This window comes from Cyanobium sp. ATX 6F1 (assembly GCF_024346315.1).
Taxonomy (GTDB): Bacteria; Cyanobacteriota; Cyanobacteriia; order PCC-6307; family Cyanobiaceae; genus ATX-6F1.
The window spans coordinates 25,976-50,492 of sequence record NZ_JAGQCS010000014.1 but is presented as its reverse complement, the minus strand read 5'-3'; the positions used below and the strand labels follow the sequence as shown (position 1 = coordinate 50,492).

General features: G+C 67.0%; 39 protein-coding genes. 22 read left to right on the top strand and 17 right to left on the bottom strand.

Translation table 11 applies throughout. The features are described from left to right. Positions 1-203: 203 nt before the first annotated feature. On the top strand, positions 204-851 hold the full coding sequence (locus KBZ13_RS15175; RefSeq protein ID WP_409995673.1) for a superoxide dismutase: 648 nt from the start codon (positions 204-206) through the stop codon (positions 849-851). Between the two features lie 35 nt (positions 852-886). Here KBZ13_RS15175 and KBZ13_RS15170 read toward each other — a convergent pair whose 3' ends face one another. Then, positions 887-1,444, bottom strand: coding sequence for a DUF4334 domain-containing protein (locus KBZ13_RS15170; protein WP_255010695.1), 558 nt, complete (start codon positions 1,442-1,444; stop codon positions 887-889). Positions 1,445-1,602: 158 nt separating this feature from the next. On the opposite strand from KBZ13_RS15170, the gene KBZ13_RS15165 reads away from it, so the two are divergent. The 5 genes from KBZ13_RS15165 (at position 1,603) to KBZ13_RS15145 (ending at position 4,967) form a co-directional block, all read left to right on the top strand. Further along, positions 1,603-2,586 (top strand): ATP-binding cassette domain-containing protein, encoded by a 984-nt coding sequence (locus tag KBZ13_RS15165; RefSeq protein ID WP_261359085.1) that lies wholly within the window; start codon positions 1,603-1,605, stop codon positions 2,584-2,586. 49 nt (positions 2,587-2,635) lie between these two features. Continuing rightward, positions 2,636-2,917, top strand: coding sequence for an AbrB/MazE/SpoVT family DNA-binding domain-containing protein (locus KBZ13_RS15160; protein ID WP_255010692.1), 282 nt, complete (start codon positions 2,636-2,638; stop codon positions 2,915-2,917). Beyond that, positions 2,918-3,340 carry a type II toxin-antitoxin system VapC family toxin gene (locus KBZ13_RS15155; protein WP_255010691.1) on the top strand — a complete coding sequence of 141 codons (423 nt, stop codon included), beginning with the start codon at positions 2,918-2,920 and terminating at the stop codon, positions 3,338-3,340. 71 nt (positions 3,341-3,411) lie between these two features. Next, positions 3,412-4,146: an ABC transporter permease gene (locus KBZ13_RS15150; protein WP_255010704.1), complete on the top strand. Its 735-nt coding sequence runs from the start codon at positions 3,412-3,414 to the stop codon at positions 4,144-4,146. Positions 4,147-4,166: 20 nt separating this feature from the next. Further along, positions 4,167-4,967, top strand: a complete 801-nt coding sequence (locus tag KBZ13_RS15145) for an ABC transporter permease (protein WP_255010689.1) — start codon at positions 4,167-4,169, stop codon at positions 4,965-4,967. Positions 4,968-5,443: 476 nt separating this feature from the next. On the opposite strand, the gene KBZ13_RS15140 is transcribed toward KBZ13_RS15145, so the two are convergent. The 3 genes from KBZ13_RS15140 to KBZ13_RS15130 all read right to left on the bottom strand — a co-directional run bounded on the left by KBZ13_RS15140 (position 5,444) and on the right by KBZ13_RS15130 (position 7,143). Next, positions 5,444-5,821 carry a molecular chaperone DnaJ gene (locus KBZ13_RS15140; protein WP_255010687.1) on the bottom strand — a complete coding sequence of 126 codons (378 nt, stop codon included), beginning with the start codon at positions 5,819-5,821 and terminating at the stop codon, positions 5,444-5,446. Positions 5,822-5,894: 73 nt separating this feature from the next. Beyond that, a complete protein-coding gene (locus tag KBZ13_RS15135; RefSeq protein ID WP_255010686.1) occupies positions 5,895-6,140 on the bottom strand; it encodes a hypothetical protein in 246 nt (81 codons plus the stop codon). 178 nt (positions 6,141-6,318) lie between these two features. Beyond that, complete coding sequence (locus tag KBZ13_RS15130; RefSeq protein ID WP_315859652.1) at positions 6,319-7,143, bottom strand: carbonic anhydrase; 825 nt, start codon at positions 7,141-7,143, stop codon at positions 6,319-6,321. A gap of 41 nt (positions 7,144-7,184) precedes the next feature. On the opposite strand from KBZ13_RS15130, the gene KBZ13_RS15125 reads away from it, so the two are divergent. After that, entirely contained in the window at positions 7,185-8,390 is a 1,206-nt protein-coding gene (locus KBZ13_RS15125; RefSeq protein ID WP_255010684.1) for an MFS transporter, read from the top strand. Here the strand turns inward: KBZ13_RS15125 and KBZ13_RS15120 are convergent, their stop codons facing one another. Next, on the bottom strand, positions 8,391-8,627 hold the full coding sequence (locus KBZ13_RS15120) for a hypothetical protein (protein WP_255010682.1): 237 nt from the start codon (positions 8,625-8,627) through the stop codon (positions 8,391-8,393). Between the two features lie 122 nt (positions 8,628-8,749). On the opposite strand from KBZ13_RS15120, the gene KBZ13_RS15115 reads away from it, so the two are divergent. Continuing rightward, positions 8,750-9,073, top strand: a complete 324-nt coding sequence (locus KBZ13_RS15115; protein ID WP_255010681.1) for a hypothetical protein — start codon at positions 8,750-8,752, stop codon at positions 9,071-9,073. Here KBZ13_RS15115 and KBZ13_RS15110 read toward each other — a convergent pair. Further along, on the bottom strand, positions 9,051-9,920 hold the full coding sequence (locus tag KBZ13_RS15110) for a sterol desaturase family protein (protein WP_315859651.1): 870 nt from the start codon (positions 9,918-9,920) through the stop codon (positions 9,051-9,053). The genes KBZ13_RS15115 and KBZ13_RS15110 overlap by 23 nt on opposite strands. A gap of 112 nt (positions 9,921-10,032) precedes the next feature. Between KBZ13_RS15110 and KBZ13_RS15105 the strand changes: the two genes are divergently transcribed. After that, entirely contained in the window at positions 10,033-10,272 is a 240-nt protein-coding gene (locus KBZ13_RS15105) for a hypothetical protein (RefSeq protein WP_255010679.1), read from the top strand. Positions 10,273-10,295: 23 nt separating this feature from the next. Here the strand turns inward: KBZ13_RS15105 and pdxH are convergent, their stop codons facing one another. Beyond that, positions 10,296-10,958, bottom strand: coding sequence for a pyridoxamine 5'-phosphate oxidase (gene pdxH / locus KBZ13_RS15100; protein ID WP_255010677.1), 663 nt, complete (start codon positions 10,956-10,958; stop codon positions 10,296-10,298). Between the two features lie 232 nt (positions 10,959-11,190). Here pdxH and KBZ13_RS15095 point away from each other — a divergent pair, with 232 nt between their 5' ends. Both KBZ13_RS15095 and KBZ13_RS15090 read left to right on the top strand, forming a co-directional pair. Further along, on the top strand, positions 11,191-11,826 hold the full coding sequence (locus tag KBZ13_RS15095) for a hypothetical protein (RefSeq protein ID WP_255010675.1): 636 nt from the start codon (positions 11,191-11,193) through the stop codon (positions 11,824-11,826). 44 nt (positions 11,827-11,870) lie between these two features. Then, the gene (locus KBZ13_RS15090) at positions 11,871-12,572 is read left to right on the top strand and encodes a VIT family protein (protein ID WP_255010674.1); all 702 of its coding nucleotides are present in this window, start codon (positions 11,871-11,873) and stop codon (positions 12,570-12,572) included. Positions 12,573-12,574: 2 nt separating this feature from the next. On the opposite strand, the gene KBZ13_RS15085 is transcribed toward KBZ13_RS15090, so the two are convergent. Further along, positions 12,575-13,015 (bottom strand): NUDIX hydrolase, encoded by a 441-nt coding sequence (locus tag KBZ13_RS15085; protein WP_255010672.1) that lies wholly within the window; start codon positions 13,013-13,015, stop codon positions 12,575-12,577. Beyond that, positions 13,015-13,206, bottom strand: coding sequence for a hypothetical protein (locus KBZ13_RS15080; protein WP_255010670.1), 192 nt, complete (start codon positions 13,204-13,206; stop codon positions 13,015-13,017). Before KBZ13_RS15080 ends, KBZ13_RS15085 begins: the two co-directional genes overlap by 1 nt. Positions 13,207-13,311: 105 nt before the next feature. Here KBZ13_RS15080 and KBZ13_RS15075 point away from each other — a divergent pair, with 105 nt between their 5' ends. The 3 genes from KBZ13_RS15075 to KBZ13_RS15065 all read left to right on the top strand — a co-directional run bounded on the left by KBZ13_RS15075 (position 13,312) and on the right by KBZ13_RS15065 (position 14,692). Continuing rightward, positions 13,312-13,545, top strand: a complete 234-nt coding sequence (locus KBZ13_RS15075; protein ID WP_255005453.1) for an antitoxin — start codon at positions 13,312-13,314, stop codon at positions 13,543-13,545. Then, positions 13,542-13,943 carry a type II toxin-antitoxin system tRNA(fMet)-specific endonuclease VapC gene (locus KBZ13_RS15070; protein WP_255010669.1) on the top strand — a complete coding sequence of 134 codons (402 nt, stop codon included), beginning with the start codon at positions 13,542-13,544 and terminating at the stop codon, positions 13,941-13,943. Before KBZ13_RS15075 ends, KBZ13_RS15070 begins: the two co-directional genes overlap by 4 nt. A gap of 215 nt (positions 13,944-14,158) precedes the next feature. After that, complete coding sequence (locus KBZ13_RS15065) at positions 14,159-14,692, top strand: cupin domain-containing protein (RefSeq protein ID WP_255010658.1); 534 nt, start codon at positions 14,159-14,161, stop codon at positions 14,690-14,692. 35 nt (positions 14,693-14,727) lie between these two features. Here KBZ13_RS15065 and KBZ13_RS15060 read toward each other — a convergent pair whose 3' ends face one another. The 6 genes from KBZ13_RS15060 to KBZ13_RS15035 form a co-directional block, all read right to left on the bottom strand. Then, a complete protein-coding gene (locus KBZ13_RS15060) occupies positions 14,728-15,153 on the bottom strand; it encodes a type II toxin-antitoxin system VapC family toxin (RefSeq protein WP_255010656.1) in 426 nt (141 codons plus the stop codon). A gap of 4 nt (positions 15,154-15,157) precedes the next feature. Beyond that, positions 15,158-15,454, bottom strand: coding sequence for a type II toxin-antitoxin system Phd/YefM family antitoxin (locus KBZ13_RS15055; protein ID WP_255010654.1), 297 nt, complete (start codon positions 15,452-15,454; stop codon positions 15,158-15,160). A gap of 156 nt (positions 15,455-15,610) precedes the next feature. After that, a complete protein-coding gene (locus KBZ13_RS15050; protein WP_255010653.1) occupies positions 15,611-16,024 on the bottom strand; it encodes a type II toxin-antitoxin system VapC family toxin in 414 nt (137 codons plus the stop codon). After that, entirely contained in the window at positions 16,021-16,275 is a 255-nt protein-coding gene (locus tag KBZ13_RS15045; RefSeq protein ID WP_255010651.1) for an antitoxin, read from the bottom strand. The genes KBZ13_RS15050 and KBZ13_RS15045 overlap by 4 nt, the downstream gene beginning before the upstream one ends. A 236-nt stretch (positions 16,276-16,511) precedes the next feature. Beyond that, positions 16,512-17,075, bottom strand: a complete 564-nt coding sequence (locus KBZ13_RS15040; protein ID WP_255010649.1) for a pyridoxamine 5'-phosphate oxidase family protein — start codon at positions 17,073-17,075, stop codon at positions 16,512-16,514. Then, the gene (locus KBZ13_RS15035) at positions 17,072-17,263 is read right to left on the bottom strand and encodes a hypothetical protein (protein ID WP_255010648.1); all 192 of its coding nucleotides are present in this window, start codon (positions 17,261-17,263) and stop codon (positions 17,072-17,074) included. Before KBZ13_RS15035 ends, KBZ13_RS15040 begins: the two co-directional genes overlap by 4 nt. A gap of 144 nt (positions 17,264-17,407) precedes the next feature. On the opposite strand from KBZ13_RS15035, the gene KBZ13_RS15030 reads away from it, so the two are divergent. From KBZ13_RS15030 to KBZ13_RS14995, 8 genes are all read left to right on the top strand, one after another. After that, complete coding sequence (locus KBZ13_RS15030) at positions 17,408-17,677, top strand: hypothetical protein (protein ID WP_255010641.1); 270 nt, start codon at positions 17,408-17,410, stop codon at positions 17,675-17,677. Positions 17,678-18,060: 383 nt separating this feature from the next. Continuing rightward, on the top strand, positions 18,061-19,215 hold the full coding sequence (locus KBZ13_RS15025) for an acyltransferase family protein (protein WP_255010640.1): 1,155 nt from the start codon (positions 18,061-18,063) through the stop codon (positions 19,213-19,215). Between the two features lie 207 nt (positions 19,216-19,422). Further along, entirely contained in the window at positions 19,423-20,337 is a 915-nt protein-coding gene (locus tag KBZ13_RS15020) for a histone deacetylase (RefSeq protein WP_255010638.1), read from the top strand. 123 nt (positions 20,338-20,460) lie between these two features. Next, positions 20,461-20,991: a DUF4236 domain-containing protein gene (locus KBZ13_RS15015; RefSeq protein ID WP_255010636.1), complete on the top strand. Its 531-nt coding sequence runs from the start codon at positions 20,461-20,463 to the stop codon at positions 20,989-20,991. 538 nt (positions 20,992-21,529) lie between these two features. Continuing rightward, positions 21,530-21,772, top strand: a complete 243-nt coding sequence (locus KBZ13_RS15010; protein WP_255010634.1) for an AbrB/MazE/SpoVT family DNA-binding domain-containing protein — start codon at positions 21,530-21,532, stop codon at positions 21,770-21,772. Further along, on the top strand, positions 21,769-22,185 hold the full coding sequence (locus tag KBZ13_RS15005) for a type II toxin-antitoxin system VapC family toxin (RefSeq protein WP_255010632.1): 417 nt from the start codon (positions 21,769-21,771) through the stop codon (positions 22,183-22,185). The genes KBZ13_RS15010 and KBZ13_RS15005 overlap by 4 nt, the downstream gene beginning before the upstream one ends. 193 nt (positions 22,186-22,378) lie before the next feature. Continuing rightward, the gene (locus KBZ13_RS15000) at positions 22,379-23,029 is read left to right on the top strand and encodes a hypothetical protein (RefSeq protein WP_255010630.1); all 651 of its coding nucleotides are present in this window, start codon (positions 22,379-22,381) and stop codon (positions 23,027-23,029) included. A gap of 24 nt (positions 23,030-23,053) precedes the next feature. Then, a complete protein-coding gene (locus KBZ13_RS14995; RefSeq protein WP_255010629.1) occupies positions 23,054-23,188 on the top strand; it encodes a hypothetical protein in 135 nt (44 codons plus the stop codon). A gap of 190 nt (positions 23,189-23,378) precedes the next feature. On the opposite strand, the gene KBZ13_RS14990 is transcribed toward KBZ13_RS14995, so the two are convergent. Both KBZ13_RS14990 and KBZ13_RS14985 read right to left on the bottom strand, forming a co-directional pair. Next, positions 23,379-23,558: a hypothetical protein gene (locus tag KBZ13_RS14990; RefSeq protein ID WP_255010627.1), complete on the bottom strand. Its 180-nt coding sequence runs from the start codon at positions 23,556-23,558 to the stop codon at positions 23,379-23,381. Between the two features lie 157 nt (positions 23,559-23,715). Then, positions 23,716-24,195 (bottom strand): DUF427 domain-containing protein, encoded by a 480-nt coding sequence (locus KBZ13_RS14985; RefSeq protein WP_255010626.1) that lies wholly within the window; start codon positions 24,193-24,195, stop codon positions 23,716-23,718. Positions 24,196-24,517: the final 322 nt, after the last annotated feature.

Genomic DNA, 24,517 nt, shown 5'->3' with positions numbered 1-24,517 from the left:
TAGCAGCGGCTGACTGAGGCCCATCGATGGGGCCCGGACAGCAGAAGGACGGAGTCTCAGCTATTCAGCTCAGGGGTCGATCCGCTGTGGCCAGGGGTTCGCTGCTCAATTGGCAACAAACTCCTAGAACCGGGCTGAACTGCCTGGGCCCGATCGTGAGCTTCCTTTGGTTTCGGCGGGCCCTGCTGGCAGCGCTTGGCGCCCTGGTGTTGCTGGGTGCCGCCCTGCCGGCCTGGGCGACCTTCGAGCTCCCGCCCCTGCCCTTCCCACCGGCAGCCCTGGAGCCCGCGATCGATGCCACCACGATGACGATCCACCACGACCGCCATCACGCCGCCTACGTGAGCAACCTCAACGGCCAGATTGCCGCGAATCCGGGCCTGGGCGATCTGTCGCTGGAGGCGTTGCAGGCCCAGGTGGGGCGCTTCCCTGCGGCGGTGCGCAACAACGGCGGCGGCCACTGGAACCACAGTCAGTTCTGGGCGGTGATGGCACCGGCAGGCCAGGGCGGAGCTCCCTCACCTGAACTCCAGCAGGCGATCGCCGCGAGCTTCGGCAGCCTGGAGGCCCTGCAGCAGCAGTTCAACCAGGCGGCCGCCGCCCGCTTTGGCTCGGGCTGGGCCTGGTTGATCCGCAGGAGCGATGGCCAGCTGGCGATCACCAGCACCGCCAACCAGGACAATCCCCTGATGGACCTGCCGGGCCTCGAGCGCGGTCTCCCCCTGATCGGGCTCGATGTCTGGGAGCACGCCTACTACCTCCAGTACCAGAACCGCCGCCCCGACTACATCAGCGCCTGGTGGGATCTGATCAACTGGAACGAGGTGAACCGGCGCTTTCTGGCCGCCTGAGCCAGGCCGGCAACCTGCCCTGATCGGGGCGCCGTTCAGCTCTCCCGCCGCAACAGGAAGAAGAACGGCCGCTCCTGGCCCTTGAGGTCCATCAGCCCCAGCAGGGTGTCGTCGTCGATCCGGCGGAAGACGTCGTTGATCGGCGCGTGGTCGTAGAGCATCGTGGCCGACTCCACACCCCGGTAGCGCGTGAGGCGCAGGCGGGCCCGCGACTGCCCCGTCGCCAGCAGTGGCATCAGCGCCTGGAACAGACGCCCCACCCAGGGCGCGCCCAGCCAGGGCATGCGCTCCAGAGCGCCCAGGCCCGGCATCAGCAGTCGCGGTTCAAGGCTGATCAGTTGTCCGCCGGCGCGGCGGAACACCAGCGGGTGCACGACCTCTGAGCTCTCGAAGCGTTTGCCATGCCAGTGGCAGTTCTCCAGCAGCCCATCGAAGGGATGGCCGGTGGCATAGCTGCTGCCCCGCCAGGCGCCGATCAGGCTCTCCTCCGCCACCGGCTCCAGCCGATCAAAGAGTTCCAGGGCCGCCTCGGTGCTCAGCGGGCCCGTTAGGAGCCGAGCGGTGGGCAACGGCTCTTGGCTGGGAGAGGTCATGGCTGCCGGCACCCTCTTCGGCTGCATGGCCCGAACGTTAGTGGGTGCTGGCGGAGGCTGAAGGATGCCGAGTTGCCGCGCTGGCTGGGTCGTCGCCTGGGCGCGAGGGTCCAAGGTGGTCTGCCTAGCTTGGACTCCAGGCGGAAACCAGCGCACCCATGCCGATCATCCGCGCCGACAACCTCTCCAAGACCTACCGGGTCGCCGACAAGCAGCCGGGTCTGCGCGGCACGCTGCGCCATTTCGTGGCGCGCCGCCACCGTGATGTGCCGGCGGTCACCGGGGTGAGTTTCCAGGTCGAACCTGGGGAGGTGGTGGGCTTTCTGGGCCCCAATGGCGCCGGCAAGACCACCACCCTCAAGATGCTCTCGGGGCTGATCCACCCCACGGGCGGCTCGGTGCGGGTGGCGGGCTTCGAGCCCGCCCGGCGCCAGGGCGCTTTTCTGAACCAGATCACGCTGGTGATGGGTCAGAAGCAGCAGTTGATCTGGGACCTGCCACCGCTCGATTCCCTGCGGGTCAATGCGGCCGTCTACGGCATCCCCGACGCTGTGGCCAAGCGCCGCATCGACGAGCTGGCGCAGATGCTCGAACTGGGCCCCGAATTGACGCGGCCGGTGCGCAAGCTCTCCCTGGGCGAGCGCATGAAGGCCGAGCTGATGGCCGCCCTGCTCCATCAGCCCGCGGTGCTGTTCCTGGATGAACCCACCCTGGGGCTGGATGTCAACGCCCAGGTGCGGGTGCGTGATTTCCTCGCTGACTACAACCGCCGCACGGGTGCCACCGTGCTGCTCACCAGCCACTACATGGGCGACATCACCGCCCTCTGCCCGCGGGTGCTGCTGATCCACCAGGGCCACCTGTTCCATGACGGCTCCCTCGAGGCCCTCACCGAACGGCTCGCCCCCCACCGCCAGGTGCGGTTGGAGCTGAAGCAGCCCCAGCCACGGGAGGCGTTCGCCGGTTACGGCAGCCTGGAGGAGTGCCAGGGGCACCAGGTGCGACTGCTGATTCCTCGCGAGGGCCTCACGGCCACGGTGGGTCGTCTGCTCACGGCCTTTGAGGTGGTGGATCTGGAGGTGAGCGAGCCGCCTGTGGAGGAGCTGATCGGGCGGCTGTTTCGCCAGGGATCGGTGGGGTGATCGTCTGACCAGCGATGGCTATGCTTACTCAGGTAAGACGTTCATCGTCGTGGCCGTTCTCTCCCCACAGGATTCCGACACCGGGGAGGGCGCCTTGGTCACCCTGTCCTCCAAGGGGCAGCTGGTGATTCCCGCGGCTCTGCGCCGCCGGCTGGGGCTTGGTCCCGGCTCCAGGCTCTCTCTGACCCTGGAGGGGGAAGGGTTGCGGCTGGAGGTCGAATCCGCCCCCAGGACCCACCGGGCCACGGAGGTGATCGGCTGCAGTGGCTACCGGGGGCCCGCGTTGCCGATCGAAGCCATGGACCCGGCGGCCTTTGCCGTTCGCCCCTGAATGGCACGTCCCGTCGCCCTCGACACCAACCTGCTGGTGCGCCTGGTCACCAACGACGACCCCGCCCAGGCCGCCCTCGCGGCGGCGGCGATCGAGGCCTCCGAGGCCTGTTTCGTGCCGCTCACGGTGTCCCTGGAATTGGAGTGGGTGTTGCGGGGGGCCTACAAGCTCGACAAACAGGCCGTGCTGGCCGCCTTCGCTGGACTGCTCAGCGTGCGACAGCTGCGCTTCGAGCAGGAGGAGCTGGTGCGGGGCGCCCTGGAGCTCCATCGCAAGGGACTCGATTTCTCTGATGCCCTGCACCACCAGGGCAGCGGCAGCTGTGCCGTGCTGCTGAGCTTTGATCGGAGCTTCGTGCGCCAGGCCCGGCACCTCAGCCTTGCGCCTCCCGTTCAACGTCCCCAAGCCCCCTCCGCTACGTGAGAGCCACCCTTCGAGCCGCCCGCCATGCCCTCCGTCTGGCCCGGGTGCTGTTGGGTAGCCAATACGCCTTGATGCTCGAGTACCGCGCCGAGATCGCCCTATGGGCGCTCTCCGGTGTGTTGCCGCTGATCATGCTCGGGGTCTGGAGCGGTTCGGGGGCCGCCGCTGATTCAGGCTTCAGCCCCCTGCAGCTGACGCGCTACTTCCTGGCGGCCTTCGTGGTGCGTCAGTTCACGATCATCTGGGTGATCCATGCCTTTGAGGAGGACAACCTCCAGGGCCGCCTCTCCCCCTACCTGCTGCAGCCGCTGCCGCCGTTGTGGCGCTACCTGGCCGCACACCTGGCGGAGCAGGCCACCCGGCTGCCCTTCGTGGTCGTGATTCTGGCGCTGGTGTTCCTGGTGCTGCCCCACACCTTCTGGTTGCCAACGCCTGCGACTTTCCTGCTGGCGGTGCTGGCCACCTTAATGGTGTTCCTGCTGCGCTTTTTGATCCAGAGCCTGATCACGATGCTCTGCTTCTGGAGTGAACGGGCCGCCGCCCTGGAGCGCCTGCAGATGATCCCCTACCTGTTCCTCTCCGGCCTGGTGGCGCCCCTGGACACCTTCCCCGAGGGCATGCGCGCCTTCGCCTACGCCACGCCGTTCCCCTGGATGATCGGCTTTCCGGCCCAGCTGCTCAGCGGTGGGGAGGTGAATCTGGCCCTCGGCTTCGGGGCCCTGCTGGGCTGGACGCTGCTGGTGTTTCCGTTCGTGCTGCTGCTGTGGCGCGCCGGCGTGCGCCGTTACTCGGCGATGGGGGCATGATGCCAGCACCAACGGCGAACTTGCGCTCGACGTTCAGACGCTATCGGCGCACCCTGCGGCGCTTCTGGGCCACCTCGCTCACGGCGGAGCTGGAATATCAGGCGAATTTCCTGATTGAGCTGCTTTCGGTGGGCGGCAACCTGGCGGGCAGTGTCTTTCTGCTCTCGCTGTTCTTCGCCAATGGCCGCAGCCTGGGGGGCTGGAGCTGGGAGCAGGCGCTGGTGGTGCTGGGGATCTACACCCTGCTTGATGGGATCACCAGCACCCTGCTGCAGCCGAACCTGAGCACGATCGTCACCCACGTGCGCACCGGCACGCTGGATTTCGTGCTGCTCAAACCGATCGACAGCCAGTTCTGGCTCTCGGCGCGCACGGTGTCGCCCTGGGGACTGCCGGGGGTGGTGCTGGGACTGACGTTGATCGTGGTGGCCGCGGCGCGCTCCGGCGCCCGAGCCGATCCGCTCACGCTGCTGAGTGTGTCCCTGCTGCTGCTCTCCAGCACCTTGATCCTGTATGCGCTCTGGTTCGTGCTGGCGGCCACCAGCATCTGGTTCGTGAAGGTCTGGAACGCCACCGAGGTGCTGCGTTCGGCTCTGGTGGCCGGCCGCTACCCGATCAGCGCCTATCCGGCGGCCCTGCGCACCTTCTTCACCGTGGTGCTGCCGGTGGCCTTCCTCACCACCGTGCCCGCCGAGGCGATCCTGGGCACGGGCAGCGCCCGCTGGCTGCTGGCCTCGTTGGTCGTGGCGGCGGCGGCGCTGGCCTTCAGCCGCTGGTTCTGGGGCTTTGCCCTGCGCTTCTACACCTCGGCTTCCAGCTGAAGACCAGCGTGCTGCGATCGGTCGCAGGCAAATGGGTAAGTCGACCCATTGCCTGCTGGTGGCGTCCGTCCGATGGTGATCTCAACCGCAGCACCTGAGCCTGCGGAGTCGTGATTCGGAGACCTCCATGGACGACACGCCGCCTAACCAGATGTCAGGAGCGCGCTGACGTTTCGGACCCCTGCTCCAACAGTCTCATTGGGATCTTGGGTCATCCGGCCGAGCCCTGTGCTCAATGGCCACCCACCGCACCGCTCCAGGTGCCCCGGGTCCAACGGACGACCACCGCTTGAACGTCATGGCCCCAGGGGCCTGCGCCAGCCACTCCGCCCCCTACGCCCAACCTGAGGATCGATCCATCGATCCGTTGCACAACTCTCAAGCCTCTGGCCCCGATGGGCCTCCAAATGGGCAAAGCCCGGTGACCCGCTCACCGGGCTTTGTTGTGGGACGGCTGGGGTGTCTGAGCGAAGGACTCAGTCCAGCCGCCGGCCCAGCAGCAGGTCGCGGGCGCCGTTGATCGCGGTCATCGTGTGGTGCTGGCCGCCGCGGTCGGGATGGTGCTCGCCGGCCGCCCGTTTCCAGGCCTGGGTGACCACGTCGCTGCTGAGGCGCCCCGCCAGGGCCAGGCCCAGCAGGTGCCGCGCTTCGATCGCCTCCAGATCCGGACTCTTGCCCAGGGGCGAGCGATCGGCCGCCGTCAGGCCCGTTCCCTTGCGCTTCCGCCCCTTGCCGCCCGCCACTTTCGGTGTCGCGGCGGCCTTGCCGCCGAAGCCTCTGGTGCTGGCCGCGTTGGAGCCGCTGGCCTGCTGGGCTGCCGGTTTCGGTTTCTGCCGAACGAGGGCCGGACTCATGGGGTGTTGCATCGTCGTGGGACCAGCATCCTCCATGGGCCGCGGCTGAACCACTGGGGTGGCTCAGGCGAGGTCACTCGATCTTCACCACATCCAGGGGGCCCTGTCCCACTTCGTTCAGTTCAAGCGCCGCCCGCAGGGCGGCCTCATGGGTGTGAAACAGATAGGCGTCCTTGCTCGAGGTGACCTCGGTGAGGTGTTGATCGTCTCCGCCGACGGTGAGATACACGCCCGTATCCAGCCGTTGTACGGCATAGCGCTCCGCCTGCGTGCAATCCATCGGATGGGCGGGGTCGATCTCGGGTGCCCAGAAGTGCATGGCGCTTGAACGGTGCCTATTAGAACCGTAATCACGCCCAGAGGAGGTGACCTTGAAACGTGATCAGAGTTCGGGTGAGGGATGGGGCCATTGGAACCCTGCCGGTCCTGCTTCCAGCGCGACGAAACAGGCGCCGTTCGCACCGCTGACGCTCCAGGGTCAGGGCCAGGCTCTCGGCTCAGATCGTCGTGAACCGCACCGGCATCACCGTGCCCATCCAGTCGATCGAGGTGGTGTGCAGGTTGTAGTAGGCGGCCTCCACCTGCAATTTGCCTTCGCGCATGCGGTCGGTGAGCAGCACGCTCGAATCCACCAGGTTGCGGGCGGAGTTGAGCGTGTGGTGGCGGCAGGCCTGCTCCAGGTCGTCGCTCACCCCCAGGCTGTTGAGCTCCATGCGCAGTTGCCCCACCACCTGGGCCAGGTTCGGGGTGAGGGTGAGCTTCGGGTTGAGGGCCGCCTGCACCGCCCCGCAGCGGTCGTGGCCCAGCACCACGATCACGGGCACCCCCAGGTGGCCCACGGCGAACTCCAGCGAGGCGATCGCCGCCGTGAACGACATGGTGCCGGCGTTGCGCACCACGAACAGATCGCCGAAGCCGGTGTCAAACAGCAGCTCCACCGGCACGCGCGAATCGGCGCAGCCCAGCACCGCCGCCATCGGGTGCTGGGCCTCCTCGAGCTCCAGCATCCGGCGCCGGTCGCTGTGGGGATGGAGCGAATGACCATCGAGGAAGCGTTGATGACCCGCCCGCAGCCCGTCAAGAACCTGATCCGGTGAGAAGGGGTTCTCGCCGGTCTGCGGCTCGAGCGACGGCTGGTCGATGGGTGACTGACCTGTGGCCCACTGACCTGCAGCCGACTGACCTGCGGGCGACTCCATGGGCCCCGTGGCGGGTGTCGGGGCGATCGTCACGGCGGAGCGGCGGTTGCGGCGATTGTCGCCCTGGCCTCGGGCCGCCGCTGCCTTGGTGAGCACCGACGGACATGCCGGCTGGGGAGTCATGCCAGGCTCGCCAGCGTCGCTTGTCCCGTCGCTCGCCCCGGATGCGCCAACCACTGGCGGTGCTGCCCCGCGAGGTGTGGCTGATCGGCCTGATCAGCCTGGTCAACGATGGCGCCAGCGAGCTGATCTACCCGCTGCTGCCCCTCTATCTCAGCTCCGTGCTGATGGCGGGGCCCCGGGCCCTGGGGCTGATCGAGGGTGTGGCGGAGGCCACCGCCAGCCTGCTCAAGCTCGTCTCCGGCGTGGTGGTCGATCGCACCCGCAGGACCAAGCCCTGGATCGTGGGCGGCTACGGGCTGGCGGCCCTGGCCCGCCCCCTGATCGCCCTGGTGGCCTCCTGGCCGGCGTTGCTGCTGCTGCGCTTCCTCGATCGGGTCGGCAAGGGCCTGCGCACCTCCCCCCGTGACGCCCTGCTGGCGGGCTGCGTCGGAGCCGACCAGCGCGGGCTGGCCTTCGGGGTGCACCGCGCCATGGACAACGCCGGCGCCGTCATCGGTCCGCTGGTGGCGGCACTGTTGCTGGCCCAGCAGGTGCCCCTGCGCCAGATCATCCTCGGGGCCGCCCTGCCCGGGGCCCTGTGCGTGGCCCTGGCCCTGAGCCTGCGGGAACGCCCGGGGCCTGCTCCCCGAACCGCGCCGGCGGCGGCTCCCGCCGCTCGCTTCGACTGGCGGGTGGGATCCCTGCCGCCTGAGCTGCGCCGCTACCTGGCGGTGGTGGCCCTGTTCACCCTGGGCAACTCCTCCAACCTGTTCCTGCTGCTGCGGGCCCAGGAGCTGGGGGTGCCCCCCGCCCAGGTGCCGCTGCTCTGGGCGGCGGTGTCAGCGGTGGCGATGCTGTTTTCGGCCCCGCTGGCGGGCTGGTCGGATCGGGTGGGCCGCTGGCAACTGCTGGTGGGCGGCTACGGCGCCTACGCACTCTTCTATCTGCTGCTCGGCAACTTGAGGCTGGGGGGCATGGCCCTGTTTGCCCTGTTCGGGTTCTATGGCCTGTTCATGGCCGCCACCGAAGGGGTGGAGAAGGCGCTGGTGGCGGATCTGGCCCCGCCGGAGCAGCGGGGCCGCGCCTTCGGCTGGTTCAACCTGACCACCGGGGCCCTGCTGCTGCCGGCGTCGATCCTGTTCGGCTGGCTCTACCAGGCGGCCAGCCCAGCGGCGGCCTTCGGCTTATCCGCCAGTTGCTCCCTGGCGGCCGCCCTGCTGCTGGCCCGGTTCCGACCAGGCGCCGGAGGCGCCTTGGCCTCGCCCTGATCAGCCTTCGCCCCCTTCGCCGCCCTCGCCGCCTTCCTTCCCCTCGTCGTGAGCCTTGGCGCCAGGGGTTTTGGCGGCGTGGGGCTTGGCCGTGGGGGCCGACTGATCGGGGGCAGTCGCTTCGGGTTTGGCGTTCTCCGGGGCCATGGTCGGTTCGGGGGTCTTGCCGCAGGCGCTGACCCCCGCCACCAGGCCGGCGGTGGCCAGGAACAGGGCGAGGCTGGAACGGGGGGGCATGGGCGTGGGTGAGGAGTTGAACCCATTGTTGGCTGTTGCCGCCCCGGAGCCCCCACCGATGTGACGATGGCCTGTGCCATTGGTGACCGGGCTGACCAGGGTGGGTTCAGCTGGGGGGATCGATGGGATCGGAGTTCGCTCGTCGCCTGCGCCAGTTCCTGGCCCTGTTCGTGGTGTTCGTGCTCAGCGCCGATCTGCCCTTGCGCGTGTTTCACCTGGCCCAGCATCTGATCTGGCGCGGGCCGGGTTTCGCGGCCGCCAGCTTCGAACATGGCTGGCAACTGCTGGCTGTGGCGGGGGCGTTGGTCTGTGCCCTCTACTTCGCCCAGGAGCACCTGGGCAGCCGGCGCCTGGTGGCGTCCTACCCGCCCAGCGAGCCCGTGCCCCTGGCCCTCCACGGGCTCGGGCTGCTCTCGGGGCTGATCACGTTGCTCGTGGGTCGCTGAGGGCGGGCTCGCCCAGCGCAGCGGTGCCCAGGGAGCTGACGTAGGCGGGATCCTCGCTGCCGAACAGGCGATCGAGGTGGGTGAAGTAGAGGCCGAAGTGCACCGCCGGGCGCCTGTGGTGCAGGGCATGGTGGCTGGGCCCGATCAACCAGCGGCCCAGCCAGTGGTGCGGAAAGGCCGTGGGCAGCCGGTCCAGGCCCAGGTGGTTGACCACAGCCCAGACGGTCATGGTGGTGAGCACGGCGATCAGGGTGATCGGGTGCAGCGGGATCAGGGCCACCACCGCGAGCAGGAAGAGGGCCTGCACCGCCGCTTCGGGGGGATCGAAGGCGAAGGAGGTCCAGGGGTTGGGGCAGCGGGAGCGGTGGTGACCCCGGTGCATCCAGGGGTAGAGCGCGCTCAGGTGGACGAGCCGGTGGGTCAGATAGAACCAGGCGTCCTGCAACAGCAGCACCAGGAGGTAGCTCGCCAGGCCGTAGGCCAGGCCGCCCAGGGGCTCCGGCACCTCCGTGTAGAGGCGGGTCAGCCCGTGGCGATGGGCCGCCAGCAGGACCAGGGTGGCCAGGGCGAACACCCCGGCCGAGAGCACCGAGAGGACGATGTCGCGGCGGATCGAGACCGCCGAGGGTCGTTGTGGTGGCGCCTGGGGGATCGCTTGCGGGGTGGCGCCGGGGCGGTAGAGCAGCAGGTAGGAACCGCCGGCCACCAGGAAGTAGCGGGCCAGGATCAACCCGAACACGATCAGCCCGTCGATCAGCGGTGTGAACCCCTGAACTCCCATCGAAAAAACCATGTCCGCCATGTCCGCCAGCCCACCCATCCCATCGATCCCCACCGTCAAGGCCATCCCTGCGCTCCGCCCGGCGCCCCCTTTGCGGCCAAGCTAGGCGCGGATTCACACCACAACGGCCTCCTCTGCCAACGGGCCAAGCTCACCAGCCCTTTCCCCTGCGCTCGCCATGGCTCTCGATCCACTCACCCTGTTCGGCGTGGTGGCCGTGGCCGTGATGCTGATCGCCTACGCCCTTGAGGAGCGCGCCCCGTTCTGGGTGCTGGTGTTCGCCGCCGGTTGCCTGGCCTCGGGGGTCTACGGGCTGCTGGCGGGTGCCTGGCCGTTCGCGGTAGCGGAGGGGATCTGGTCGCTGGTGGCGCTGCGGCGCTGGCGCAGACGCACGGGACTGGCCCGCCGAGGCGGCTGAACGGCCCGGCTGGCCTGCGGGCCCTAGGGGGCCAGGCGCTCGATCGCCCAGGCCTCCTCGCCGTTGCTGCGCCCGTAGCGGAAGCGGTCATGGAGTCGGTTCTCCCTTCCCTGCCAGAACTCCAGTTCACGGGGAACCACCCGGAAGCCGCCCCAGAAATCGGGCAGGGGCACCTCACCTCCGGCGAACTTGCGCCGCAGTTCCTCCCACTTCAGCTCCAGGATCGTGCGCGAGTTGATCACCTCGCTCTGCTGGGAGACCCAGGCCCCGAGTCGGCTGCCGTGGGGCCGCGAGGCGAAGTAGGCGAGGGATTCACCCAGGCTGATGCGCTCGGCGCGGCCGATCACCCCCACCTGGCGCTCGAGCGCGTACCAGGGAAACAGCAGGCTGACCTGGGGGCAGGCGGCGATGTCGGTGGCCTTGCGGCTGCCGTAGTTGGTGAAGAACACGAAGCCCCGCCCGTCGAAGGCCTTGAGCAGCACCGTGCGTGAACTGCAGCGGGACCCATCGCTGGTGGAGAGCACCATCGCGTTGGGTTCCGGCAGCTCGGCGGCGCTGGCCTCGGCGAGCCAGCGGCGGAACTGGGCCATGGGATCGGCCGCCAGATCAGCCCGGCGCAGTCCGGCCAGGCGGTACTCCCGGCGCAGGGAGGCCACATCAGTGCTGCTGGTGCCGGCGGGATCCATCGTTGGCTGTGGCTGTTGGATCGCCCCAGCCACCGTAGGTCGATCTCCGCCGGCGCCAGGCGGCCTGGGGCTGGCGGAGTGGTCGGGTTGGTGGAAGGCTTTTCACCCGGGTGATCAGCGGTTGCAGGCGGCTGCTGGGCACGATGCGGCAAACCGTGCGGCCCCGGCGCGGGTTTCCCCCTTCCCCTGGCGTCCCTCTGCCTGCAGATTGGTCCCTAGGTGAGTGCATGCGATGGAATGGACGCCCAGGGCCTACGGCCACAAACTTGGAAATCTGCTGGTGCGCTGGGGCTCAGCCCTGCAGGCCCAGCCTGCCCCTGAGACCCAGCCTGAGGCCCAGCCAACGGACCAGGCCCAGCTTTTGATGGCGGACCCGCTCCCCGGCGCGCTGGAGTCCGCCGGCCCCAGTGCGGCGCCGATCCCGATGCGGCCGGGGGTGCGCCTGCCGCTGTCGATGGAGCGGGCGGTCCAGAGCCGCAATCTCTCGGTGCTCAAGCGCGAGGCCACCGATGCCCTGGCGGCCCTTGGCTCGGCCCATGCCCTGGTGACCTCGGCGCGGCTGGCCCAACTCCAGGGACTGCACCAGGCCCTGGAGCTCGGGAAGGTCTCCGAGCAGGATCTCAATGCCGCCGCGATCGACTACCAGGCCTGGCAGCACGACCAGGTGCGGCTCTTTGATGTGTTGCGTCTGGTGGCCGGGATGCAGGTGCCCAGCGGTCGCACCTTCGATCAGATCGACCCCCGCTTGCACAAGGCGGCCAAGCACCATCTGTCCTCGCTGTCGATCGAATACCAGCGCTCGCTGCTCTCCGAGCAGTTCCGCGGCAGCCTGCCTGCGGCGGAGGAGGACGGCACAGGCCACGACTGATCGGCCCCAGGCGCCATGCTGCACCGAGGCAAGCGCAGAGAACGATGAGCCACGACGCTGGACGCAGCGAGGGGCACCGCTCCCACCGCGCCGGATGGCTGCGTGCCGTGGTGCTGGGGGCCAATGACGGCATCATTTCGGTGGCCAGCCTGGTGGTGGGCATCGCCGCCTCCGGGGCAGCCAAGGAGCAGGTGCTCGTGGCGGGGGTGGCGGCCACCGTCGCCGGGGCGCTGTCGATGGCGGCGGGGGAATACGTCTCGGTGCAATCCCAGGCCGACACCGAGCGGGCCGACCTGGCCAAGGAGCGCCAGGAACTGGCCCTCGATCCTGCTGGTGAACTCGCCGAGCTGACGGAGATCTACATCCGGCGGGGCCTCGATCACGGCCTCGCCCGGCAGGTGGCCGAGCAACTCACGCTCCATGACCCCCTGGGCGCCCATGCCCGCGATGAGCTGGGCCTCAACGAGATTCTGCGGGCCCGGCCGATCCAGGCCGCGCTGGCATCGGCCGCCAGCTTCGCCATCGGCGCCAGCCTGCCGCTGCTCACCCTTGAGCTCACCCCCGCCGGGCGGATCACCGAGCTGGTGACGATCAATGCGATCGTCGCCCTGGCGCTGCTGGGGGGGCTGTCGGCCTCGATCGGCGGCGCCTCCCTCTGGCGCGGTTCCCTGCGGATGCTGTTCTGGGGCACGTTCGCCCTGGCGCTCACGGCCGCGGTGGGGCGGCTGTTCGGTGCCGCCGGCTGAGCTCAGGGTGGCGGGGGCGCCGCCAGGGCGCTGGCGGCGATCAACAGCGAGGGGGCCAGGGGCCGGTGCTGCCGCAGCTTCGGGCTCCACACACGGCCGCTGTTCAGTTCCCGGGTGCTGGCGAGCACCAGGTCCTGGCCCTCCAGCAGCTGCAGGGACTCCAGCGGCACGGTGAGATCGGCGCGAAAGAAATGGGCGACGCGCGCCGGGTTGCTGTGGCGGAACCAGAAGGGCAGCTCCCCGGCCTGCCAGTTGATCTCCTCGAGCAGTTCACGGCGCAGGGCCTGCTCGGGCGTTTCGCCCGGATCCAGATGGCCGCCGAACAGCCCCCAGTGCCCCGGCGCGACGATGCCCGGGAGGTCGTCGCGGAGCTGCAGCAGCCAGCGGCCCTGCCGTTCGAGCATGGCGATCGCCACTTCGACTCCCAGCGGCGCAGGCTCCATCAACCCAGGGCCGCCTTCGGGGGTTCGGGCAGGGAAGGCGGCTTCTGGGGTTGAAACAGCGGCAGCAGGCTTGTGATCCCGATCATCACAAACGACAGCGCCCCCACCAAGGCCAGCAGCCGCAGGCCCAGGGGCATGCCGCGATCAACGGCCCAGTCATCGGGATCCTGGTCGGGGGGCAGGGATGGCAAGGCGTGGGCGCGGAGCTGGCGACCAGCCTGGCAGGGGGCTTGCCGCCATGGGCCAAGTTCCAGCCGTGGTGGCTACCATGGGTCACTACCGGATCCGGGCCTCCGATGGACACCGCACGTCTGTTTCAGTCGGGCCGCAGCCAGGCGGTGCGGCTGCCGAAGGACTACCGCTTCAGCGGCAACGAGGTGGTTGTGAAGCATTTCGGCAACGGTGTGCTGCTGCTGCCGATCGATGACCCCTGGCAAACCCTGGAGGCAGGGCTGGCAGCCTTTGAGCCGGGGTTCGTGATCACGCGCGAGCAACCCGAGGAGCAGATCCGGGAAGCGATCAGCCCATGATCTTGCTCGATACCAACATCTGCATTTACATCATCAATGCCAAACCAGCAGCTGTACTGGAGCGGTTCAAGAACTACCGACTTGGAGAGATTGGCCTCTGCAGTGTGGTAGCTGCCGAGCTGGCCTTTGGTGTTGCCAAGAGCGGATCGGCACGCAACCGTCAGGCTCTGGAGATGTTTCTGGCCCCACTAACGATCCTGCCCTTTGACGAGCGCGCCGCCTGGGCCTACGGCGACCTGCGTGCGGAGCTGGAACGCAGGGGTACACCGATTGGTTCACTCGACACGATGATCGCGGCCCATGCCCTGAGCCTGCAGGCCACGCTGATCACCAACAACACCCGTGAGTTTGCCCAAGTGCCCGGTCTGCATGTTGATAACTGGGCACCAACGGCGTAAGGCGCCGCACAGGCGCTTTGACCTCCACAGGATTCGGATCAGCAGGGCCGCCAGCGCTTCTCGTGCTCCAGCCATCGAACCTCTTGCCTCTCCACAGCTCTTGCCAGACCGGACCGATGGCGCGGTTCTGGCTGGGTGGTTCACCAACCCCCCAAAGGGCTTGACCGGTCCAGCCGTCTGCGCCTGATTTGGAACAGATTGGGGCCATTGCAGAGGTGGGTGTTGTCACTGACGGCCGTGCACTGGCTCTGGTCTGTGGACTGGGGCTGCTGGCGCAGGCATCGCCTGTCCGCACCGACGAGGTGATCGGCCGTCCTGGCGACGGCGGGGTCATCACGGTGCGGCCAGCCACGCAGCACGACAGCCGCCAGGGTCTGGGGCGATTCGTGGGCATCTCCGGTGCCAACAGCGGGGCCCGCACACTCTCGCTCAACCGCATCGTCATACCGCCCGGTGCCAGAGCAAGGGCTCATCGCCACCGCAACTACGAGACGGCGATCTATCTGCTGCAGGGAACGGTGGAAACCCGCTATGGCGCCGGCCTGCGCCAGCGGGTGGTGAACCGCGCCGGCGATTTCATCTTCATTCCAGCCGATCTACCCCATCAACTGGTGAATCTCAGCGCCACGGAGCCAGCGATCGCCATCGTCACCCGCTCCGACCCAAACGAGCAGGAAAGCGTGGAGCTGCTCGACGATGCCGGTCTGCCCCTGCCAGCTGACCACCAGCACGGTCCCGCCCATCCCTGAGTAGATCTGCGGCTAAAGGGTTGGAGCGTCTCTGCTCACGAAAGAACGTCCATCTTCAGCAGAGCCGCAGCCTGCTTGAGCCGGCGATCGAAGCAGGCAAAGGTCAGCGGTTGTTCACTGTTGATCTGCAGTTCATGGGCTGCTGCCAGCTGCACGCTGTCGTAGCCACGCAAGGCAAAGACATCAGCAAACCGCCCGGCTGTCTCGACGAGGCTCTGGCTGACCTCGACGATCGTGCAGAGCGGCCAGCTCTGGATCAGTTGCTCGCGGGCCTGCTCGAGCATCACGGCGTCGCCGGGCACCTCTCGCTGCCGGCGGGCCATGCCCGCCATGACTTCTGCCCAGGTGATCCGGCACACCGCAATCGCCTCAGCTTCCATGCTGGCTTGCAGCATCTGATCGGAGCCGGGCTCGCTGATCAGCAGCTTGATCAGCGCACTGGTGTCACAGAACAGGATCACCGGCTCAATCCCGGTCTTCCAGCACGATCTCACTCACGAGCTTGCCGCTATCGTTCAACTTCACCGGCGGTGGAAAGACCGGCTTCTGGCCGCTCCAGGTGATGACGCAGGCATCGATCGCTTTCTGCAGCGGATGCGGCGAGGAGGATGGATCTGGCTGCTTCACAGCGGTGATGCGGGCAATGGGTCTGCGATGGGAGGTGACCTCCACCACCTCACCGGCCTGAGCGCGGGCCAGCCACTCAGAGAGGTGGGTCTTGAGATCCCGCACCGACACCTGCTTTGCGACCACATCAGCCATGGGCACTGCTGTTTTTGTGACTACATTAGACGGTTGGCTAGGACTGCGGCGCTCCGACGTCCTCACTGACTCAAGTGCGCCGCTGGAGACGATCGTCGCCTGCGTGATTGATCTGGTTCAGTCTTCGTTGTCGCCTGACATGCGACATTCCATCGGTTATCCCGCTGCGGCCCAATCTTCCAGGGCCAGCCCCTCGATGCGGGCGAATTCACGCCCGTTGTGGCTCACCAGGGTGGCGCCAAGGGCCAGGGCGTGGCAGGCGATCCAGAGATCGTTGCCGCCGATGGGTGTGGCCTGCCGCTTGAGGGTGGTGGCCTGCACGGCGTAATGGCGGCAGATGGCAGGGCCATCGGGATAGAGCACCGGCACCTGCCGGGCCAGGGCCTCGAGCTGCAGGAGGGTGGTTTCGCGGCGCTGGCTGCCCTCGGCACCGCGCAGCAGTTCGGCCCAGGTGATGAACGACATCGCCAGGCTGTCGTCATCGGCGAGCTGATCGATGCGCTCAGCTACCTGCGGCGGCCGGTTCTTGATCAGGTCGATGAGGATGTTGGTGTCGAGCAGGTAGATCAAAGGGTCTCCCGGTCCTGCACCGCGCTCGGACTTGCCTGCTGCGCTTCCAGGCTGGCCACGAAGCTGGGTTCAAAGCCCGCGAGGGTGTCGAGCAGGGCCTGGCCACGCTGGGCCGGGCAGGGGTGAATGATCAGATCACCGCTGGGGCTGCGGGTGATCTGCACCCGGTCGGTGGTGAGGCGGAACTCGGCGGGGATGCGCACGGCCTGGCTGTTGCCGTTCATGAACACCCGGCTGGGAAGCACGTCCATGGGCTGCCGACTTGTGTGTACGAGTGTGTGGATACACTCTAGTCGAACGACCGTGGCCGTCTCGCGCTTGGGCTGCCGTGGCCTGCGCGGGGGGCCTGGCCGGTGCCGGTGCGCTTCGGGGGGATCGCGCCCGCCAACTGCCAGCGGCGTTCTGCGCCACCTGGGCCCATGGGGTGCTGGTCCTGGAGTTCACGCGGGTGCCTGCTGGTTCAGGTGCTCAGCGGCCGCTTCCTCCTTCAAGGATTCAGGCGCTCCTCGGTCCAGCCGTCGTCTCGGCGCCAACGCCGGCGCTGGTGCGGATGATCCCGTAGCTCCAGCAACTCCACCTGCGCCAGTTCGATGCGCAGCAGCTGGAAATGCTCGGGCAAGGGAGTGCCGTCCGCTAGCTCTGATGGGAACCCCCCTGAGGCATCGAACGCTGCTCCCGGTTCGGGCCAGCCCCAGAGCGCGCGTCCTGCGGGGGTGAGACCTTGCCAGTGCCGAAGACGCTCATCCCATTCCAGGTCAGTGGGCAAGGTCAGAACGTCCCCGCGCAGGCGGAACTGACAGCGGGCTTTGGGCAGCAGCCAGCACAGCTCAACGGCGGGCTGCTGCCGGAGCTCAGCCGGTTTGGCGCTGCGGCCATCGGTGAACAGATCCAACGCGGCGCCATCGGCCCAGCCCCGGAAGACCAGGGTGCGCACCCGTGGGGTGCCATCGGGGGCCACAGTGGCGAGCTGCAGCCAGCGGGCCGCTGGTGATCTTCCTTCCCGCTCGCGGGCCCCGCGCAGCAGCGGCCGCCATGGCGGCAGCGCCGTCATGCCGCTTGCGCTGGGCGGCGGTTCAGGGCCAAGGCCCCAGCGGCGAGGGTCGCCAGACCCAGGGCGCCCGAGGCGGCCTTGATCTGGACCCGAGCCTTGATCAGCAGGGTGAGCAGCAGCAGCACCATGGCCTGCAGGCCGGCGATCTTGGCGGCCGTGAGGGGGCAGAAGGGGCTGGGCAGCAGCATTGGAGAGAAGCGATGGCCCAATCCTGGCGAGGTAGCCCAGTCGCCGTGCCAGCAAAAGGTAGTTGGGGGAACCCTGCGCCAGGCCGTGACAGGTGACGGCAGCTGCGGAGCCGAAGCAGCAGAGCCGCCTCTGATCTCAACTGGGTGGCGGCCTGGCCGGTGCCGGTGAGCTTCGGGGGGATCGGGCCTGCTATCTGCAGGCGATCGATTGAATCCCGCGAGGAGCTGGGGGCTGTGCTGGTGGGTGATCGCCTGGAGATCGGTAGCGAGATCGAGAGCCATGCCGCTGTTCTGGGCCACTGGATTGGGCTGCTCAAGGAATCACCAAAGGTGCTGTTTCAGGTGCTCAGCGAGGTCCGACAGGCGGCGGAATTGATTTGCCCGGAGAAGGGTGCGATTCAGGATGTGGAGTAGCTGCTGGTCGGCCAAGTTCACCTGTCGATCCAATCCTTCGGCGAGATCCTGCAATCCCAGCCCTCCCGACAGCTGTGCGTGCTGACTGCCGCCTTCCTTGCTGCTTTGGTAGCTGCTGGCTCGCACCAGATCCGGTGAGGCCCATGGTGGTGATGCATCAATCAGCTGGACCCTGACGTTCAATCTGAGGTCAGCCAGAGCAAGAAGGCGCTGGTGTCCGACCATTCAGCGCAGGTGTTCACTTCGCGACCAGTATTCCCATCCATAGACGTATGACCTTGGCGCCGCAACTCCTGCATGCGTTCATAAGCACCAATCGCCGTGCTGCCGGGCTGCGGCCCCCTCTGCCGGCACAGCTTGATGCATCGGGCTTAAACTGAATCATGGGCGAAGTCACTGACTGCGACATGCGGCGGGAGGGAACTCTTAAGGCGCCCATGCCCCCCTTGCCCCGTTCCCATGATCTGGATTGGCTGCGGTTGTTGGCTGTCTTGCTGCTGATCGCTTTTCACTCAGCTGCTGTGTTCTACGAAGGGGAACTGGGCCGTTTCTATGTGGTCAATGCACAAAGCAGTGCCGGCCTGGGTGTGTTCATCCATTTCGTGTACCAGTGGCACATGCCACTGTTTTTCTTTCTGGCCGGTGCAGCCAGCTGGTATTCCCTTCAGACCCGCACCCATGGGGAGTACCTTCGCCAACGTCTGCGGCGGCTTCTGGTGCCCCTGCTGATTGGAATTCTGGTGCTTGTTCCACCTCAGGTGTATGCACACGAGCTGCAGGCTGGCCGAGAGAAGGGCAACTTTCTGGAGTTCTACCCCCACTTCTTTGCTGGAATCCGACCGGCCGGTCTGTTCGAATGGGCCCATCTCTGGTTTCTGGCCTATCTGCTCGTGATCTCGATCGTTTGCCTTCCGCTCATGCTGAAGCTCAGCGAGCTCACCGCGGTGAGCGTCAGGCTTCCGCTGGATCCAATCACCCAAGGCGTGGGATCCTTGATCCTCCTGGCCGTGCCATTGATGGCGGTCGAGGCCCTGTTACGCCCCCACTGGATCGGCTTTCAGAACCTCTACGACGACTGGGCTAATCTACTGCTCTATTTTCTATACTTTCTCTATGGCTATCTGTTCTGCTGTCGCACCGGGCTGTGGTCGGTGCTGGATCAGCACAGGTGGCTCCTCTGTGCCACGGCCGGGCTGGGAATGGCGCTCCTGCTGGCCCTTGAAATCACCCAGCGGGCGCCGGAGCGTGCCTACTCGGCGCCTTACATGATCTATCAGGCCTTTCGAGGTTTCAACAGCTGGTGCTGGGTCCTGGCCCTGCATTCTCTGGCACGGCCCTATCGCACGAGCAGCCACCCCATCCTGCTCTATGGCAATCGAGTGGCCTTTTCCATCTATCTATTTCACCAACCTCTGGTTGTGATGGTCGCCTTCATTGTGGTGCCGCTCTCTCTGGCGATTGCTGCAAAGTTCGTGCTGATCAGCTTGGTCGCTCTGGTGCTCAGTGTGGGCCTCCATGAGGCACTGACCCAGCGCTAGCACCGTGCCCATGGGATGGCTCCCGATCAGCATCCATTCCAATGGCTCCAGCCTCACCAATTCCACGGCGGTAGGCTCCCAAACGAAGTGACCAATCCTATGGACGATGCTTGTTAAAATGTCTGGTTATTGTGATGGTTGTGATGTCCGCATGGCAGCAAACTGCGCTCATCGAGTGCGCCTGCCATCGATGCAGACGTGCCGCTGATGCGTCCCGCACTGGTGTACCACCCGGCTTATTCCGTGCCACTGCCGAGCAGTCATCGCTTTCCGATGGCGAAGTTCAGGCTGTTGAACGAGTATCTGCTCCGGCACGATCTGGCCCATCCCGAACAGTTCCATGCACCGATGCCGATCTCCCGCCGGGAGCTCGAGCTGGTTCACAGCAGGCCGTATCACGAAGCATTCTCCCGCGATCAACTCAACCCGGCTGAGCAGCGGCGGATCGGCCTGCCCGCCACCGGGCCCCTGGTGCGGCGTAGTTGGCTGGCCGTGGGGGGCACCCTTCTCACGGCAAGGCTTGCCCTGCAGCAGGGACTGGCCTGCCATCTGGCTGGTGGGACCCACCACGCTTTCCCGGATTACGGAAGCGGGTTCTGCATTTTCAATGACGTCGCCGTGGCCGCACGGGTTCTGCTGGCCGAGGGAGCGGTGCGCCAGGTGATGGTGATTGACCTGGACGTGCATCAGGGGGATGGCACCGCTGCGATCTTTGCCGGTGACCCGCGCGTGTTCACGTTGTCGGCCCACGCCGCCAGCAACTTTCCCCTGCACAAGCAGACCAGCGACCATGACCTGCCCCTGGCCGATGGGCTGGACGATGACGCCTATCTGGCAGCGGTAGGGGGAGGGATCCCTGAACTGCTGGAGCAGGTGCAGCCTGATCTGGTGCTCTACAACGCCGGCGTCGATCCCCACCGCGACGACCGCCTGGGCCGGCTTTCCCTCAGCGACACCGGTCTGCTGCTGCGCGACCGGATGGTGCTGGAGCTTTGCCTCAGGCGGCGCATCCCTGTGGCCACGGTGATCGGCGGCGGCTACGACGCCTTGGAGCCTCTGGTCGAGCGCCATTCCCTGGTGTTCCGCGCCGCGGCAGAGACGGCTCGGCAGCTGAGGCTCTAGGGCTGGTCCAGCTGGAGCCCATGGGCTGAGGGCCGGGCTGGTGGCGCGCAAGGCCCTCACCTGACCCCAGGCAGGGGGCGGCAAGATCGGCCTACACCCTGGCCCCTGAGTCGGTGCGCTCCCATGCCCTTCCGCTACCGCCGCAGCGCCCGTCTGGGCCCGTTGCGCTTCAACTTCGCCAAAACAGGCCTCAGCTCGATCTCGCTCGGTGGTCCTGGGGCCTCCTTCAACATTCCCGTAGCGCGCTCCGGCGGCGCCCGCACCACGGTGGGGTTGCCCGGCACCGGGCTGAGCTGGAGTGTCGAGGCTGGCCCCGCAGAAGACCTGCCCAACAGCCGTCGCCTCAGGCCCGGCCAGCTGGATGCACTCAAGGCGAGCTGCCTGAATGTGCTGCACCAGCAGCTGTTCCAGCCCGGCGGCATGGGAGCGAAGCTCTGGGAGCTGAACCTGGTGAGCCGTTTGTTGAACGATTCCTCCATCGGTGAGCGCACCAGCGGGCTGCTGACGGTGATCGAAACCGCCGAGGCGATGGAGGCCTACCTGCTGCGGGCCCAGGGCCAGGACGACTTGAAGCGCAGGGCCAAGCGCTGCGTCGAGGCGGTTCAGGAGGCGCACCGGCAGGCCAGGATCCGGGGCTGGCCGAGTCAGGCATAAACCCCTATGGCTCCTGCCAGAGGGCCGGACGATGGTGAGTGCATCGACAACCGGGAGGCTCCAAAGCATGGAAGACACCCCACCTGAGCATCAGCCAGGAGCGCGCTGACGATCCGGTCCCTGCTCCAACACTCTCGACGGATCACTGACTTCCCCGGCGTGTGACGTTGTCGCCGTCCACTGCACCGTTAACGGCCTCGCCTCAGGTGCCAGCGTCAGCAGCTCCGCCCCCACCAACCCAACTGCTTCAGAGCCCAGTGGCCTCGTCACCGGGCTTTGTCGTGAGCACGCTCCCGATCAGCCACGACAACCTCGCCGAGCTCACAGCCCCTTTCCAGCACCGCTTCATTGGTGGTGTATGGCCGCTCAACAAGATCACCAATCAGGGCAAGCAACCACAGCCGCTTGTTCTCTGGGTCGTCGTCTGTGGGGAACGGCTTGCTATGAGAGCTGCAGCGGCGCCATCGCCAAGGCCAGCGGCCGTTGGCCGTAAGCAGGCCCGCTATTCTTACTTGGTAATACTCCTTGGCGTTCGGTCGTGGATCCCTCCAGCACCAGCTCGATGACCAGCAAGGGGCAGGTCACCATCCCCAGTGCCCTGCGCCAGCAACTCGGTCTGGCCCGGGGCAGTTGCGTCAGCTTCCAGCTGGTGGGCGACCACATCGAACTGCGGCCCTGGCGGCCGCAGCAGCCCCTGCCCGCCAGCGGCTTCGGACTGCTCAAAAGCCAGCGCTCGCCCGTTCCGGTCGACTTCGATGCCGCCAGCCTGCTGCGGCCATGATCGGGCTGGACACCAATGTGCTGGCCCGCTACTTCGTGGAGGAAGCCAGGGGCGATGCCGCCACCGAAGCCCAGCGTCAGGCGTCTCGCCAGTTGATCGAATCCGGCCAGGATCTGTTTCTGCCCAAGACCGTGACCCTGGAACTTGAGTGGGTGCTGCGGGGCTACTACGGCTTCCCGGTGGAGCAGGTGCTGCAGGTGTTGGATCAGCTGCTCAGCCACCCCTGCCTTGAGATCGAAGACCGCCCGGACCAGGAGCAGGCGGTGGCCGGCCTGCGCTCCGGTCTTGATTTCGCCGACGCCCTGCATCACGCCAGTTGCCGCCACTGCGAGACGATCGCCTCGTTTGATGATCGTGGTTTTGCCCGGCGCATCCGCCAGCTCAACCTGTCGCCCCGCGTGGTGGTGCCGTAGCCAGGCCCTCGCCATCGGATCGGGCTTCAACCTATGGTCACGACGACGGCTCTCGCGATCGTGCTCCCTGCTGTCGTTGTTCCCAGTCCCATCGGGGTTGTTGGGTGGCTGGGGGCGCTGAGCGGCCAGGCCTCCAAGATCGTCTGGAACGACAGGCCTAGGATCCCGCCTCCGACGTTGCCCTCCCTGGTGCATGGTCCGCCTTCTGCTCGCTCTGGCCATCGCGACGCTGCTGCCAGCTCCGATGCTCCCGGCCGCAGCAGAACCGCCCCAGGCCGATCCGCCCACCGCTGCGACGACAGCAACCCCCACCGAAGCACCCAGCCAAGCGCCGAGCGCAGCCGAAACCACAGCCCAGAGCGAGGGCCTGGCGGCGGCGGCCCAGAACCCGATCGCCAACCTGGTCAGCCTTCCCTTTCAGTACAACCTCACCCCGGGCCTCGGGCCGAACGGTGCGGACAGCCTGAATGTGCTCAACATTCAGCCGGTGGTGCCCTTCGCGCTCAGCAAGGACCTCACCCTGGTGACCCGCACGATCCTGCCGCTGCTGAGCCAACCCACCGCATCGGGCACCCAAAGCGGCATCGGTGATCTCAACCCCAGCTTCTTCTTCGTGCCCAAGGGCAGGGGGCCCTGGACCTTCGGATTCGGCCCCACCCTGGTGTTGCCCACGGCCAGCGACAGCAGCCTGAACAACGTCTGGTCGTTCGCGGGCGCCAGCGACCGCGTCCCGGTGAGCGCCTTTCTGCTGCAGCCGTTCATCAACTACAACCTGCCCAACGGCTGGTATCTGGTGACCTCGCCGGTCATCACCGCCAACTGGCAGGCGCCCAGTGGCGAGTAGTGGATCGTGCCGGTGGGGGGCGGCGTGGGTCGGCTGTTCCGCCTGGGTGGCCAGCCGATCAATGCCTCCCTGCAGGCCTACGCCAACGTGCTGAAGCCCGATCTCTTCGGCGACGTGACGATCCGGGCCCAGATCCAGTTCCTGTTCCCCCAGCGTTAGGAGCAAGGCCTGTTGCTCCTGCTCCGCCAGGCGGATCAGATCCCCTTGGGTGATGGTCGACCAACCCAGCCCATCAGCTTCGAGCACCCCACGGCCGGTCCGTGATCGGCGGGGGCGGCGCCACGGGGCGGAGTTTGACCATGCAGCGCCTGGTCCTCGATGGATCAAGACGCGTCCACAGCCGAGGCTCTCAGCCCCCGAACCTCCGATCCAGCCATTGCGTGATCACATAGACGCCGATGAACATCGGCAGATAAGCTATCCACATATTGGGGAGATCCAGCTCTGAGTTGTTGATCAGAACAAGCCCTAAATAGCTGATCAGGCCATAGATCAAAGCCCTGCGCAGGGGGCCAGCAAATTTGTTCAAGTGAGCGGCAACAGTGGCTTGAATCGATCCTATCTGCGCTCAAAACATCTTGGCCTTCCCAGGGCGGGATCAACCCTGCACAGGGCCAGGGGTTGCCCCGTTGATGCACCAGTTCAGGGCTCCTGGGCTGGCGGCTGCCCATCGGGGAAGGGTGGCCTCAGATCAGCTCCGGGTGGAGGGGATCTCCCTTGAACGGGCCGCTGACGGCACTGGTGATCCAGCCGCCATAAAAGCCCCCTTGTTGGGGGCGCACCCGTTCCCCATCCACCCAGCAACCGTCCATCTGGGCTGGATAGAGGGCAAACCAGCCCGCCAGGGCCGCGAAGGCCGCGCTCGGCTCGGGGTAGTGCCAGAGGGCCCGCTCGATCCGCCGCGTCCCCACCACCAGATCGAAGTAATGGGCCACACCCTTCCACTCACAGAAGCTGCGGCCGGGCACCGGCTCAAGCCATTGCAGCGCGATCGACTCCGGTGGTAGGTAGTAGGTGGGTGGATGGAAGGTCTCAAGCACCTGCAACGACTGCCGGGTGTCGCAGAGCAGCTCACCGAGGGCCCGCACCAGCACATGGGAGTGGCAGACCCGCAGGGCCGGGGGCCGGGGATAGTCGGAGGCTTTCTCCGCGGCTGGTGAATCCATTCGAACGCTCCCTTGATGGCCATGGCTCCACCATGGCTCCACCTCCCTCCGATCGGTGATCGCCGCCTCTCGATCGGGCCCTGGTCCGCGATGGTGTCACGGCTCTGATCCCTTGGTGGCTGCTGGCGCTGCTGCTGGCGCTGGCGCTGCCCATGGGCAGGTGACGGTGGGGTTCCTGGAGCCAATGAAAAGGGCGCCCCGTGTCGGGCGCCCTCGGGCCGGTTGCAGGGAACTGGTTGGAACCGCCCTGGTCGAGGCCTCTGATTCATGTATAGATCCGTTGGGCCGTTGTGTCAGTACGGCAAACCTCACTCCTGGGCCC